Annotated in this window: 13 protein-coding genes; 1 reads left to right on the forward strand and 12 read right to left on the reverse strand. The window is 41.3% G+C overall.

Annotated elements, in window-relative coordinates; genetic code table 11:
• From ACO4PX_RS03950 to ACO4PX_RS04000, 11 genes are all read right to left on the reverse strand, one after another.
• On the reverse strand, positions 1-340 hold a 340-nt coding region (locus ACO4PX_RS03950), incomplete at its 3' end, for an AAA family ATPase (RefSeq protein WP_485571590.1).
• A gap of 162 nt (positions 341-502) precedes the next feature.
• Positions 503-1,228, reverse strand: coding sequence for an MgtC/SapB family protein (locus tag ACO4PX_RS03955; protein ID WP_485571591.1), 726 nt, complete (start codon positions 1,226-1,228; stop codon positions 503-505).
• Between the two features lie 17 nt (positions 1,229-1,245).
• Positions 1,246-2,652, reverse strand: coding sequence for a cation:proton antiporter (locus tag ACO4PX_RS03960; protein ID WP_485571593.1), 1,407 nt, complete (start codon positions 2,650-2,652; stop codon positions 1,246-1,248).
• 149 nt (positions 2,653-2,801) lie between these two features.
• Positions 2,802-3,761, reverse strand: a complete 960-nt coding sequence (locus ACO4PX_RS03965; RefSeq protein ID WP_007157473.1) for an ABC transporter permease — start codon at positions 3,759-3,761, stop codon at positions 2,802-2,804.
• Positions 3,754-5,271, reverse strand: a complete 1,518-nt coding sequence (locus ACO4PX_RS03970) for a sugar ABC transporter ATP-binding protein (RefSeq protein ID WP_485571595.1) — start codon at positions 5,269-5,271, stop codon at positions 3,754-3,756. The genes ACO4PX_RS03965 and ACO4PX_RS03970 overlap by 8 nt, the downstream gene beginning before the upstream one ends.
• 68 nt (positions 5,272-5,339) lie before the next feature.
• Entirely contained in the window at positions 5,340-6,341 is a 1,002-nt protein-coding gene (locus tag ACO4PX_RS03975; RefSeq protein ID WP_183684719.1) for a substrate-binding domain-containing protein, read from the reverse strand.
• Between the two features lie 146 nt (positions 6,342-6,487).
• Positions 6,488-7,342, reverse strand: a complete 855-nt coding sequence (fba, locus tag ACO4PX_RS03980) for a class II fructose-1,6-bisphosphate aldolase (RefSeq protein ID WP_183684718.1) — start codon at positions 7,340-7,342, stop codon at positions 6,488-6,490.
• A 14-nt stretch (positions 7,343-7,356) separates the two neighbouring features.
• Positions 7,357-8,292 (reverse strand): 1-phosphofructokinase, encoded by a 936-nt coding sequence (gene pfkB / locus ACO4PX_RS03985; protein WP_485571597.1) that lies wholly within the window; start codon positions 8,290-8,292, stop codon positions 7,357-7,359.
• The gene (dhaL, locus tag ACO4PX_RS03990) at positions 8,289-8,933 is read right to left on the reverse strand and encodes a dihydroxyacetone kinase subunit DhaL (RefSeq protein ID WP_485571598.1); all 645 of its coding nucleotides are present in this window, start codon (positions 8,931-8,933) and stop codon (positions 8,289-8,291) included. Before dhaL ends, pfkB begins: the two co-directional genes overlap by 4 nt.
• Before the next feature lie 77 nt (positions 8,934-9,010).
• A complete protein-coding gene (locus ACO4PX_RS03995) occupies positions 9,011-10,006 on the reverse strand; it encodes a dihydroxyacetone kinase subunit DhaK (RefSeq protein ID WP_485571600.1) in 996 nt (331 codons plus the stop codon).
• Positions 10,007-10,045: 39 nt separating this feature from the next.
• Positions 10,046-10,921 (reverse strand): MurR/RpiR family transcriptional regulator, encoded by an 876-nt coding sequence (locus ACO4PX_RS04000; RefSeq protein WP_156778152.1) that lies wholly within the window; start codon positions 10,919-10,921, stop codon positions 10,046-10,048.
• A 317-nt stretch (positions 10,922-11,238) separates the two neighbouring features.
• Here ACO4PX_RS04000 and ACO4PX_RS04005 point away from each other — a divergent pair, with 317 nt between their 5' ends.
• Positions 11,239-11,748, forward strand: coding sequence for a GNAT family N-acetyltransferase (locus tag ACO4PX_RS04005; RefSeq protein ID WP_485569439.1), 510 nt, complete (start codon positions 11,239-11,241; stop codon positions 11,746-11,748).
• 236 nt (positions 11,749-11,984) lie between these two features.
• Here the strand turns inward: ACO4PX_RS04005 and ACO4PX_RS04010 are convergent.
• Positions 11,985-14,189 (reverse strand): ATP-dependent helicase (locus tag ACO4PX_RS04010; protein ID WP_485571602.1); only part of this gene is annotated, 2,205 nt, incomplete at its 5' end.

A 14,189-nucleotide genomic window follows, 5' to 3' on the forward strand; every position in this document is an offset into this window, starting at 1 on the left:
CATCACTAAGATAAGAATATTCATCCAAAATCAAAAGAATATTCTCCTCCGTCGCTTTTTTAAAAAGAAAATCTAGCACTTCTTCCAGTCCGGAAAAGGAAATCCTAGGATAGCCAAACTCCTCCGAAAGTAAAGTCGCCAAGCTGTCTACATTGTTCATTTCAGAAGTCTGTTTGCACTCGTAATAAATCCTCTTCCCCTCAAAGAACTGCATGGAATGTTTCATCAGCTCGCTCTTTCCAATTCGCCTTCTTCCGTATAATAGAAGCACTTCCATGCCGGGAGACTGATACAAGCCTTTGATTTTCCGTACTTCTTCCTCTCTTCCGATAAATTTCATTTTATTCGGTCACCTCCGATTCGGTTTCTTCCGAATAAAAATTATCATATCTGTTCTAAGATGTAAAGGCTAAGAGTAAAACAACAGAATAAAGAGCAAAACAGCAAAAATAGGAATAAAGCAACTATATAAAAGGTAAAATAAAGAAGTGATTACAACGTTCTACCGCATTTCCTCAATATGATAAATGTAGTCAATGGTGGACAGGGCTTCGATAATCTCCTTGTGGGTTTTAAACTTCTTCAGCTCCTTGCTGTCTATGGTAAAGGTTACGGAATACACGCTAAGGCCGGAACCATGGTAGGCAGTATTTAATTCAATATCATCAATCCGAAGTCCCAGTCTTCGAATAGTCGTTACAAAGTCCTGCAAATACTGCCGACTCTTTAGCTCTAAATGAATTTCAAAGTGGTTGGAGCGATTTTTCAAATACATTTCCAAGCCCGGCAGGTAAGATAGAATCCAGTACAGCATAAAGCAAGCCACCACACTGACAAAGTAAAGTCCTGCTCCCGCACTGAGCCCGATCAAAACACAGGACCATAGGGCAATGGCAGTGGTTAAGCCCTTAATCTGATTTCTGGAGCTAAAGAGAATCGCCTTACAGCTGATGATGGAAATGCTGATCATGGCAAAGGCGGAGAGCATGGGAAAACGAAGCACCTCCGCATTCATGAAAAGCAGATCTAAAATCATGGCCAGACAGCCGGATAAAGAGGCCAAAATAAAGGTTCGAAGACCTGCGGAATGCCTTTTGTTGGCTCGCTCGCAGCCAATGATGGAGGCCAGAAGAACCGCTATGAAAATCCTGAGCATGGCGGAAAAGAGACTTATGTTCTTTTCTATTGTCAATGTCTGAAATGCTTCCTGTATAATCCATTCTGACATGGCTTTTCCTCCTGTTCTTAGTACTGCTCCTCCGCCGCCTCGGTAAAGGCTTCTTCCTCTTCCGCCAGTCTCTTGGCATGGGAGGGAAGTTCCTTCTGAATGGCCTGGATTCGCTCAATCAAAAGCTCCACCTCATTTTTCTTCTTCTCCGGTTCTATAGCGACGGATTCCGTTAAATCCTCCAAACTTACCGCATAGGAATGGGAAAGATAGAGTCCCAGCTTGGCACAACCGGGGCCTATGAGTTCATAGAGAATACTGGAAGCAAGAATCACCGTTTCCAAAGCTCTTCCCAGCTCTCCGCCCAAAATTCTGGCGCCCAATGCGGAAAGACCGATAGCTACTCCGGCCTGAGGCACCAATGCCAGTCCTAAATATTTCCGAACTTCCTTCTTTTCTCCCACCAAAGTTGGACCCAGAATAGCCCCCAGATATTTTCCCAAAATACGCACCAGAAAATAGCTGATACCCACCAGAAGGAGAGGAACATTTTCCCCTATTCCCCCCGAATGTAAGAGCACATCCAGCTTAAAGTTCATACCGGAACGCACGAAAAACAGCAGTAAAATGGGTGGACTAAAGTAATTTAACTGTTTGAAAATCTTATCGTCTTCCGTGATATTGATGTAAATCATACCCATGGACATACAGCCCAGAAGGGGAGACACATCCAAAAGGGCACAGATACCGCAAAAGCTGAAAAGCACAGCAATGGTAATAATCAAACGGTTGTCCGTAGAACGCTGCTTCGGCATTAAAAGTTTTAAAAAAAGCCCAAAAAGTCCTCCCAGAAGAAGTACCGCCAGATTTAAAGCAATGGGCATAAGAATACTGCTCAGCTTAAAGGAGCCGGATTGCAGCGCCACCGCCACGGAAATGGCCATACTGTAGGCCACAAGACCAAAGACATTGTCCAATGCCACCACCTGCAAAAGGGTGTTCACAAAGTCCCCCTTAGCATTGAACTGCCTTATGGTCATAATTGTGGAGGCTGAGGCTGTGGTGGCCGCCAAGGCTCCCAAAACCAAAGACAGACTTAAATTCAATTTCAAAATAAAAAGACAAAGCACAAAAACGAAGAAAGAAGCCAGAGTCGCTTCAAATAGCGTAATAATACAAACCTTAATCCCATTCTGCGTTAGCGTAGAAAAAGTAAAAAATTCCCCGGTACCAAAGGCAATAAAGGCAAGGGCAATATCCGCAATAAAGCTTGTGCCTTCAATAATGTCCGGATTCACCAGATTCAAACAATAGTGTCCAATCAAAATTCCCGCCAAAATATAGGCGGTTACATTGGGAAGCTTCAGGCGCTTGGTGACTCTTGTTAAAGCAAAGCCGGAAAATAGCATTAAAGCTATGGGGATAATCACCCCGGACACAGAGGAGCCCCCCTGAAATATTTGCATAATGGATTGTCCTTCCATGGGATTGTCCTCCTTCCTGGAAAATATTCTAAATCTATAGTAAATAATCGACACGAAAAAGGGAAGTGCTAAACTTGCCCAAAACACATCGTTTAGTACTTCCCCTATTTTTTTTATTCTTCTAAAACTCATTCCGCCGCTTTAGTGAATTATTTTCTAGCCTGATCAATGACTACTGCAATCAGAATAATAACGCCCATTGCCACCGTCTGCCAATATGCCGAAACCCCAAGTAAACTTAACGCATTATTAATAATTCCGATAACGATAAGACCAATAACTGTCTGAGGAATTCCTCCTCGTCCACCGGACATACTAGTACCACCCATTGCTACTGCTGCAATAGCATTTAACTCATAGCCTACTGCTGCCGTGGCCTGTCCATTCTGTAACTTGGAGGCTAACACCAGCCCTGCTAATGCTGAAAGAATTCCGGAAATCACATAGACCGAAAAACGGACTTGATCTACATTAATGCCCGTCAACTTAGCTACCTCTTTATTACTACCTACAGCATAAATATATCTTCCATAGCAAGTCTTTGTTAAAATAATATAACTAAGAAAAATAATAAAAACCATTAAAATAACTGATACAGGAATAATACCAAGTTCTCTTAAACCGATAAACCCAAAACTTTCCGGCAAGCCAAAAACCGGCTTTGCATCTGTAAAAACATAGGCTAAACCTCTTGCTACATTCATCATCGCCATAGTTGCAATAAAGGGAGGAACATTCAACTTTGCAATACAAAATCCATTAAGAGCACCACACACAGTACCTATTACTAAGGAAGTTAGTAATATAATCAGAATGGACATCGGAACAGATGCATTTGGCATAGTTTTGATTAAAGACGCTCCTGCAACCCCTGCTATAGCCGCTACCGAACCAACAGAAAGGTCAATACCATCTGAAAGTATAGTAAAGGTCATGCCACAGGCAATAAGTGCATTGATTGAAATCTGAATCAAGATATTCTTGATATTTCCCCCTGTCGCAAATCGAGGGACAAAAAGAAGACACACTGCAAACAGCGCTACCGCAAAAAGGAGCATGGTATTTTCTCCTTTTAGGACTTTTGATATACCACCATTTTTCTTATTCATAAACAACCTCCTCATTTCCTTTGCTGGCAAAAAGCATGACATTTTCTTCTGTCGCTTCTGCACTATCCAGAAAACCGGTTACATATCCCTCTCGCATTACCATAATGCGATTAGAACATCCTAGTACCTCTGGTAATTCTGAAGAAACGAGGATAATGCTGCCACCTTCCTCGACAAAATTCTTCATAAGCTCATATATTTCCGCTTTAGCATTAACGTCTATTCCCCTGGTAGGCTCATCCATAATAAGAATCTTAGACTTTGCTAAAAGCCACTTTGCTATTACTACCTTCTGTTGATTTCCTCCTGAAAGATTTTTAATGATTGCTGAATCTGAAGGAGTCTTAATCCGTAACTTGTCTATGTAGGAAACTGCTTCTCGCTTTTCCCACGAAAAATCAATAAAACCACTATGACTATTCTCTTTTAAAGATGCCAAACTGGTATTTTCCCGAACTGTCTTTTCCAGTAAAAGTCCCTGGCCTCTTCTATCTTCGGGAATTAAGCCCATACCTTTTTTAATAATTTCCTTAGGCTGTAATCCCTTTAAACTTTCTCCATACAAAAATACCTCTCCACTATCATAGGAATCAGCTCCAAAAATCGCCCTCATTAATTCAGTTCTTCCTGCACCGATAAGTCCGGCTACTCCAAGAACTTCTCCTTTATATAGTTGAAATGAAACATTTTTAAAATGGTTTTTAGAGCATAGGTTCTTCACCTCCAAAACCAATTCTTTATTTTCCGGAGCTTTGGCTTTGTAATAAAATTGGGAAATTTCTCTTCCCACCATCATTTCTACCATCTTCTGTTCAGTTACCGTTGAAACCGGTACTGTAGCAATCTTCATACCATCTCGAAGTACGGTAAGCATATCTCCCATCTCCAGAATTTCCTTTAGACGATGAGAAATATAAATTACTGCAACATTATCTTTCTTTAATTGACGTATAACTCGAAAAAGAGACTGTACCTCGTGGTCAGAAAGCGAACTGGTAGGCTCATCCATAATTACTAACTTACTATTCTGAGAAACAGCTCTGGCAATCTCTACCATTTGCTTTTCTCCATTACTAAGCTTATATACCGGTGAGCGGGGATCAATCGCCACATCCATTTCATCCAAAATCCTTTTACATTCCGCAATCATTTTTTCTTTGTTTAAAAATCCGGATTTTTTCTCTTCTCTTCCCAGAAAAACATTTTCATAAACTTTTAAATCCTCAATAACGCTAAGTTCTTGATGAATAACGCTGATTCCTCTTTGCTGCGCTTCTCGAATATTTTTTGCCCCGGGCTGTCCCTCTATCAAAACTTCCCCTTTATCAGGTTGATAAATACCGGAAATGATTTTAATAATTGTGGATTTTCCTGCACCATTTTCTCCCAAAAGAACATGTACTTCCCCAGGATAAAAAGCAACAGAAATATCCTCTAAGACTTTCACGCCAGGAAATTCCTTATGAATATGCTTTAATTCTACTAAAGTCTCTTTTCTTTCTTCCATCATAATATGCTCCATATTATAGAAAAAGGCGTCCAAAAAGTGGGACGCCTTCCTCTTAACCTATCTTTTTATTACTTTGCATTCTTTGCATCAATAATATAAGGCGCAATCAAAATCTCAGAATCTACCTTCTCACCCTCTAAATGCTTCTTAATAGCCTCAAGAGTGGTCTTACCAATTCCTGCAGGATCCTGTGCAACATCTGCAACCCAGTTTCCACCCTTCTTGATTTCTGCAACACCTTCCGGATTTCCGTCATAACCGATAATCTTGGTTGCTGCATTGGCTGCTGTGATAGAGGAAAGCGCACCAATAGCTGCAGGATCTCCTACACAGAAAACAACATCGATATTATCATTCTTTAAAAGCATGTTCTGCATTACATCTGCAGCCTTCTGCTGGTCACCGGAATAGTTCTGCACATCAACTACCTTGATATCCGGAGCATTCTCCTTCAAATAATCTGTAAATCCGGTCTCTCTATCTACACAGCTCTCGATTTCAGAATAAGTAATTACCGCTGCATTACCCTTTTTCTCGGTAAGGATATTATTTACCACATACTCAGCAGCAAGCTGTCCACCCTTCTTGTTATCTGTAGCAACGTGAGTAACCGGCTTTCCATCAGAAGCGATATCCATAGTAAATACTGGAATTCCAGCCTTTTCTGCAAGCTCAATCATAGACTTGGATCCTGCAGAGTTAGTTGGTGCAATAACAATAGCATCTACTTTCTTGGTAATAAAATCCTGTACCTGACCAAGCTGCTTATTTGCATCTCCTGCAGCATCTTGTACATCTAAAGTCCATCCATATTCCTTTGCTTGCTCTTCCATAGCAGTCTGGATACTATTATAGAACACGTGGGTACTGTTCAGTAAGCTTACACCGATGGTCTTTGCTTCTCCTTTAGTCTCTTCCTTCTTAGCCTCCGTCTCTCCGGCTTTCTCTGTCTGTTTTTCTGTTTGCTCTGATGCTGCAGCAGTTGTGCTCTTTGCAGCACTGCCACCTCCACAAGCCACAAGAGATACAGCCATTAAAGCTGCGAGTACCAATGAAATACCTTTTTTCATCACTTTTTCCTCCTTTAAAGATAAGTAAGTAAATATTCAGAACGAGGTCTGCGTGATTGCTTACCCGTTTTGATTCGAGTTGAAATTTGTCCATTATTGAGAAAAATAAAACATTGTTTCACGTATTCCAAATTCTTATCTAAGTTTTATGCCTTATGGACACTATTCAATACATGCATCTTATGCTTAATAAGTTCCTTAACTTTTTCTCTACCTGCTCCATTGTATTTCTTTGGATCAAATACTTCCGGATTCTTCTCAAGGTACTCTTTTACTCCCTTGGTAAAGGCATCTCTTAATTCGGTTGCAAAGTTCACTTTGCAAATACCAAGGCCTGTTGATTTCTTTACATCTTCATCAGGAATTCCTGACGCACCATGTAGAACAATAGGAATACTTACCAGACTTTTGGTTTTTTCCAAAATATCAAATCGTAACTTTGGTACTCCTTTATAAAATCCATGAGCATTTCCAATACCAACCGCAAGGAAATCCACACCTGTTTGCTCTGCAAATTCCTTTGCTTCTTCCGGATCGGTATAGGACTTTTCACTGTCTTTTACTTCATGTGTGTCTTCTTTTCCTCCTACCGTTCCTAATTCTCCCTCAACCGGCACTCCCATAGCATGTGCAAACTCAACCACTTTCTTTGTAAGAGCTACATTTTCAGAAAAAGCCAGCTTAGAGCCATCAATCATGATAGAGGTATAACCGGATAAAATCGCTTTCGCACAAAGCTCTGCACTGTTTCCATGATCCAGATGTAAAGCCACCGGCACTTTCGCCTTTTTTGCTTCTGCGTTTACCATTCCAAAAAACATATCTGTATCTGCATATTGCAAGCTTCCCGGAGTTGTCTGAATAATTACCGGAGAAGATAATTCCTCTGCCGCTGCTACAATTGCCTGAACCATCTCCATGTTCTCCGCATTAAAAGCACCAACTGCATAGCCTTCTTGCTGTGCTTTCATCAAAATTTCCTTAGAACTTACCAAAGCCATATTTTTTCCCCTTTCTATTCTTCTAAATTTATAATTTCAACCTTTTGTAACATTGCTTCCAAATCTTCTTTTTCGCACAACTGAGTACCCGGATGTAGTAAAGATCCTGTTGCACAAGCTACCGCATATCTAAAAATATCTTCATCCGAAAGGTCTTTCTTCATCGCCAAACAAGCTCCTGCCACCATGGAATCCCCAGCCCCCTGTACTCCCTGTACAAGAATCTTTACCGGTTTTGCCTGATAGCACTTTTCTGCTGTGAGAAATAAAGCTCCCTCCTCTCCCAATGAAATACAAAGATAATGTATGCCTTTCTGTAGTAAGCTCTTGCCAAAGCTAATCATTTCTTTGGTATCTTTAAATGCCTTTCCATAAAAAGCTTCCAGCTCTTCCCGATTCGGTTTCACAAAATACGGCTGTGCCTCTAATGCCAAAGCTAGTAAATCTCCAGTAGCATCTAAGACTGTTTTTATCCCTTTTTCCTTTGCTAAAAGTATTAATTCCTTATAAATACTCCTTGGAACCCCTGGTGGTACGGAGCCATCCACAACTAAGATATCAGTCCCTTCCCACTCTTTTTCCATCAAAGAGAAGAAAGCAGACACATCGGCTTCAGTAACTTCTTGTCCCTTATCATTAAACTCACTCATTACACGCTTTTCCGTGTCGAAAATCTTTACATTTACACGAAGACTTCCTTGAACTGTGTGAAAGTGATAAGGACAATGAATACTTTCAAAAAAGCGTCTTAATCTGACCTCATCTTCCGAAAAAGAAAACCCGGTCGCTTTATTGCTAACACCAAGATTTTGTAATGCTATACTGACATTAATCCCTTTTCCCGAAATATCTTCCCTTGTTTTCAAAACCTTATTTGTTCCTCCATAAAGGAACTTCTCAATCTCTATTGTTCTATCAATACAAGGGTTTAAACTAACTGTAAGAATCAATTTTTCTCCCCCTTTAAAAAATCAGACATAGCTTGGAAAATAATGTACACTGATGTAGCTCCTGCATCCTGCAGCCCGATGGCCTTATCTCCAAAATACTTTGCTCTTCCAAAACGTGCTTTTATCGTTTTCGTGTACTCCATCCCTTTTTCTGCAGCTAAAGCAGCTCTTTGAAAACCCTCTATAAGATCCAGGCCCTCCTTTGCTCCCTCTTCCAGAGCAAGAACTGCCGGCTCCAAAGCATCCACCATGGTCTTATCTCCTACTTTAGCCTTCCCTCTCTTTTTTAGTGAAGTTAAAGAGGTAGAAAAAATCTCTGCAAAATCACTTAATTGGAAACTGTTTCGTTCCTCTCTTTTTACAATTCCCGATATGAAAACCGTTCCAAATAAAACGCCTGAAGCTCCGCCCATAGTGTCTAAAAGGCAAGTACCCACTGCTCGAAAAACCCCTTCACAGGAATCAACTTTCAAATCAAGCAACATTTTCTGAACAGCCAAAAAGCCTCTTTTCATACCTGTTCCATGGTCTCCATCACCTATTTTCAAGTCAATCTCTGTAAGGTACGGCTCTGACTCCACCACTTTCTGAGCAACTCTCTCCATCATTCTTTTTACTTGATCAGCACTAACTTCCTTCATACTGTCTTCACCTTCTACATCTTTTCTTCTACATTAAGTTTGAACACCCTGTACTCTGTATATGATGCTCACCAAGTTTATTCCATTTCTCTTTTGTAAAACAACGGCGAATAAGCTTCTTTTTTATAAAATCCTCTATATTCCTCTTGCATTTTCAAAAAGCTAAGAGAGAGTCCCCCTGCTCCTTGTGTGGGGAAAAGTGATTGCGCAAAAGTATCAAATACTTTTATTTTCTTCCTCTTCAAAGCATTCTGAAGGCTATATAAGAGGATGCATTCTTCCAAGGTAGTTGTTGCCTGAAATACATTCAGAAAAACAGCAATCTCATCTCCTTCTTTTAGCTGCAAATCAATCAGTAAAGGTTCAATGAGCTTCTCTATTAAAGAATCCGCACTTGGCAAATTTGTTCTTTCTTTTCCTAATTCTCCGTTAAATCCCATACCGTATTCTACAAAACCATCCGGTAAATCATAAGCTTGTTTTCCATTTTCGAAAACAAAAGCCGGAGAAATGGTTACACTTGCCGTGGAAAGATTATCATTTATTCTCTCTCCCAAAGACACTAGTTCTTCTAAACTAAGTCCCGCATTTCTGGCCGCAGAGAGTATTTTCAATACCAATGTAACACCGGCAATACCTCTTCTTTCCCCTCTTTCATCCGATGAATCTACATCATCTGAAACATAAATCTGTCGTGTCTTAATTCCCTCCAGTTCTGCAAGCTCACTTACCAACTCAAAGTTTAGAACATCCCCAGCATGATTCGTTGCAATGCAGAGTACTCCTTCATCGTGAGAAAGCGTGCGAATCGTTTTAAGAATACTGCCTGCTGCCGGTGCAGTAAAAATATCCCCTAAAACGCAAGCATCAGCCAGTCCTTTTCCCACATACCCAATCGGCCAAGGCTCATTACCTGCCCCTGCTCCAATTAAAATAGATACACCATTCTTTCTATCTTTATACAATAGAACTTTTTGTCCTTCTATCCGTTCAAAAAGATTGGGGTAGGTTTCTACATATCCATCAATCATTTCTTCTACCGCTTTTTCTAGCGTATTATGTAAACGATTCATTTTCCCCTCCTACTCTTTTTCCTCTAAACATTTCACTAATTATTTAATATGCTCTGTATGAATCTCATTCGAAAACGTCTTAAAGTAAGTGATATTTTTTCTTTTATTCTTATGAGCAACGAGCATATAAAGACAATCCACAATAACAAGCTGTGCCAAATTTTCACTGGACGGATCAAATAGGTTCCCATCCTGCGCATTATTATAATCATATGCACTAAATAAGGTGTAATCTGAAATTTTAGCTAGTGGAGACTCTTTAATACTACTGATTCCCACTACTTGAATACCTCTTTTTTTCGCTCTTCTTGCTCCCTCAACCACTGATTTACTCTGTCCAAAATTACTCACGCATATCAAAATATCTTTTTTTTCCATAATAGATGTAATATTTACAATCTCGTGGGCATCACTAAACATCATAATCGGGTATCCAATGCGATAAAGCCTAGAGTACAGTGCCTCCATAGTGACTTTTGATCGACCCACGCCGATGACTACAATTCTTCTTGCCTCATGAATCAAATCTGCCACTGTCTGCATAGTATCAAAATCCAGAATTCCCCACGTCTCTTCCAGTTCTCTAACACTTTTTGAGAAAATAGTTTTACAGATAGAATGAGCGTCCCCAGTAATAGGCTCACCATTATAATTTAGTTCATTTTCCTCCTGCCTATTCTCCTCTTGCTTTTCCATCACAATCTTTAGACGAAAGTCACGGAATTCTTTGTACCCCATCATTTTTACAAATCTACTGACAGAAGCTGTACTGACTCCACTCCTACGAGCTAACTCACTAGCTCTCTCCACGCACTTCTTATCTTCTGTATCAATGAGATAATCTGCTATTTTTTGCATTGCTTCATTCATCTGTGGATATAATGATTTAATTTCCGGAATAACAGATTGTTGCACGAAGCACTCACTCCCTTTCGTATGTACTTTTGTTTCACATATCTATGATGTATTAATTTTTTGTTTCATAGTAACTTTATTCTACTCTCCAAAAAATGTCAATCTTACATATATTTTTCAGAAATTCAGACAATTTTTTAGCAAGAACTTATACATAATCAACTAATATATAAGCGATTATATAATTCTCTTATAGCACAAACAGTGATTACAAAGCCTATTTTTTAAGCCATAGGAAAATCCCTCCTGATTTGCCTTTCCTATGAATCTCTGTTATGATAAAAATAATAAAATTTCTTAATTTCGAAAGGAGACCTATGTATAAGCAGGAGCGGTATCTTTTTCGGGCGGCTACCGAAGAGGATATCCGAGAATTAGCAGCGATAGAAAAGATATGTTTTTCGGAAAATGAAGCCTGTAGCTATGAGGATATGAAAGATAGGGTGGAAAAAATCCCTGAGGATTTTCTGATTGCCTTTGACCAGGTAAATAGAAAGATTGCCGGCTATATGAGCGGTATTCACTCCAGCTCCGAGGTATTTCAGGATGAATTTTTTACAAATGCTTCCTTGCAGGAAAAAGGAGCAAAGCATTGCTTTCTTTTAGGTCTGGAGGTTCGGCCGGAATACCAGGGAAAGGGCTTGGCCAGTCAGATAATGAATCGCTATATTGACATAGAGGAAAAGCGGGGTACGGAGAAGATTTTTCTTACCTGCCATACCCACTTCGTTCCTTTCTATAGCGGTTTTGGCTATGAGCATCTGGGAAAATCCCCCTCCACCTGGGGCGGAGAGAGCTGGGAGGATATGGTTTATATCCTGGCGTAATAAGCTAAGTTTTTATACAACAAAAAAGGAACTGTGAAAAAATCAAAAATAAAACAGTCTTTATGCATATAGGTCTGAAATAGGGGTAGTCTGAGCCCACCGGTACTTTCGAAAAACAAGTGAAGCGCAGTTTTTCGCTTAGTACCGCTGTGAGGCGAAGCTAGCGAGAGCGTGCCCCGTTTCAGACCTATATTGCATGAAAGACTTCTTTGATTTTTTACAGTCCTTTTTTCATACTACAGTTTTTTTAACTTGGCAAAGCCCGCCAGCATTTTCTTCTGCCCTGCGGTATCAAAAAGTACCGTTACCAGCTTATCCTTCTTGTCCTCTTCTATAGCCAGTACTTCCCCTTCTCCGAATTTCATGTGACTGACCCGGTCCCCCACCTGATAATCAAGGCTTCCGGAGCTCATGCCGGAGATGCCCTTTTGAATAATGCCGGCCTGCTGATAGGCTTGAAGATCTAGGGGCTTTTTCGAAGAAGAATATCCGGCGCTGCCATATAGAGTAGAGGATGAACGCCCTGATGAACCATAGGCACCGGCAGAGCCGTAGGAACCGGATGAGCCGTAGGAACCGGAAGTGCCATAAGAACCGGATGAGCCGTAGGAACCGGAAGTGCCATAAGAACCGGATGAGCCGTAGGAACCGGAAGTGCCATAGGAACCGGTAGAGCCGTAGGAATCTGACTGTCCCATATAGGCTTTGATAGACTGATTGGCCTGCTGCAAATAGGAGCCGTAGCCGGAACGACTACTTTTTTCAAAAAACAGATCTTCTTCACTGGGCTTTTTCCGATAAAGATATTTCTTTTCCAGATACTCTTCCGGTACGTCATCCACAAAACTGCTCACCAGCATGGATTGATACTGGCCATGTACCACCCGGTCTCTTCCTGCGGTTAAATACAATTCCTTTTCCGCTCTGGTGATACCCACATAGAAGAGTCTTCGTTCTTCCTCCCGCTCTTCGGGGGTAAACATGGACTGGGCACTGGGAAAGAGACCTTCATTTAAGCCCACCAGATAAACCACCGGAAACTCCAAGCCCTTCGCCCCGTGTAAGGTCATCAGGGTAATCTTGTCCTCCGTTAAGTCGCTTCGATCCAAGTCGGAAAGCAGGGAAACCTCTTCCAAGAAGGCGGACAGACTGCCCTCATCTCCATTTTCCTCAATATAGGACTGGAGCTTTCCCTGTAACTCCTGAATATTTTCCATACGGCTTTCCGCCTCTATGGCACCCTCGGCCTGAAGATCCTTTTCGTACTCCGTATCTTGTAAAATGCGGTCAATCAGGGATGTTAATTCCACATCCTTCCAGCTCTCCAGCATTTCCAGAAAGCTTCCCACCATGGTTAAGGCTTTTCCGGAAAGCCCTGCCGCCTTGGCAAAGGGAAGGGATTCCACCAAAGAAAAGCCCCCAAGACTTTCTCCGTACTGTTGCAGCTTTAAAAGACTGGCTTCTCCAATACCCCGCTTGGGTACATTGATGATTCTTCGAAGAGCCACATCATCCTTTTTATTCACCAAAATCTTCATATAGGAAAGGATGTCCTTGATTTCCTTTCTTTGGTAGAAGTTCACGCCCCCTACAATCTGGTAGGGAATGTTCCAATGGATGCACTGCTCTTCCAGTAAACGGGACTGGGCGTTGGTACGGTACAGCACCGCCTGGTCCTTATAGCTCCAGCCTGCATCCCGAATGCCTCGGATAACAGCCGCCGCCTCTTCCTTGGCACTTTCATATTCCTGAAAGCTGACCTTCAAGCCTTCCTTTTCCGCGGTCCAAAGCTTCTTTTGCTTTCTATGCTGATTTTCCGCAATCACCACATTGGCCAAGTCCAGAATAGGAGCAGTGGAGCGGTAGTTTTGTTCCAGCTTTACCACCTTGCAGTTTGGAAAATGAGATTCAAAGGAGAGGATATTTTCCACATTGGCTCCCCGGAAACGATAAATACTCTGGTCATCATCTCCCACCACGCAGATATTCTGATATTTCTTGGCAAGGAGATAAACCAAATGGAACTGTACATCATTGGTATCCTGATACTCATCCACCAAAATATAACGAAAACGCTCCTGATACTTCTCTAAAACTGCCGGAAACTTCTCAAAAAGCTCCTTACAGCGTAAAAGCAGGTCGTCAAAATCCAAGGCGTTGTTTTGCTTTAGCTTTTCTTCGTAAAGTCGGATGCAGGCACGAATCTTCCCATCCAGAAAATCCTCCGGATCTTCCAAAAGATAGTCGGAAACGGATCTCCCCTGGTTCTTCACCTGAGACAGGGCGGAAAGCACCATTCTTTCCTTCAGCATCTTGCTGTCAATCTGTAATTCCTTAAAAACCTGCCGCATCACGGTTTTCTGGTCATCCGTGTCATAGATGGAAAAGTCGGAGCCGTAGCCCAGATTTCCGATTTCTCTTCGTAAAATCCGAAGGCACAT

This window comes from Oribacterium sp. (genome assembly GCF_057249185.1).

Coding starts and splice junctions, on each gene's coding strand:
- fba (WP_183684718.1), bottom strand. CDS start 7,342: ATGGCTTTGGTAAGTTCTAAGGAAATTTTGATGAAAGCACAGCAAGAA.
- ACO4PX_RS03965 (WP_007157473.1), bottom strand. CDS start 3,761: ATGAATAAGAAAAATGGTGGTATATCAAAAGTCCTAAAAGGAGAAAAT.
- ACO4PX_RS03970 (WP_485571595.1), bottom strand. CDS start 5,271: ATGATGGAAGAAAGAAAAGAGACTTTAGTAGAATTAAAGCATATTCAT.
- ACO4PX_RS03960 (WP_485571593.1), bottom strand. CDS start 2,652: ATGGAAGGACAATCCATTATGCAAATATTTCAGGGGGGCTCCTCTGTG.
- ACO4PX_RS03975 (WP_183684719.1), bottom strand. CDS start 6,341: ATGAAAAAAGGTATTTCATTGGTACTCGCAGCTTTAATGGCTGTATCT.
- ACO4PX_RS04005 (WP_485569439.1), top strand. CDS start 11,239: ATGTATAAGCAGGAGCGGTATCTTTTTCGGGCGGCTACCGAAGAGGAT.
- ACO4PX_RS03995 (WP_485571600.1), bottom strand. CDS start 10,006: ATGAATCGTTTACATAATACGCTAGAAAAAGCGGTAGAAGAAATGATT.
- ACO4PX_RS03955 (WP_485571591.1), bottom strand. CDS start 1,228: ATGTCAGAATGGATTATACAGGAAGCATTTCAGACATTGACAATAGAA.
- dhaL (WP_485571598.1), bottom strand. CDS start 8,933: ATGAAGGAAGTTAGTGCTGATCAAGTAAAAAGAATGATGGAGAGAGTT.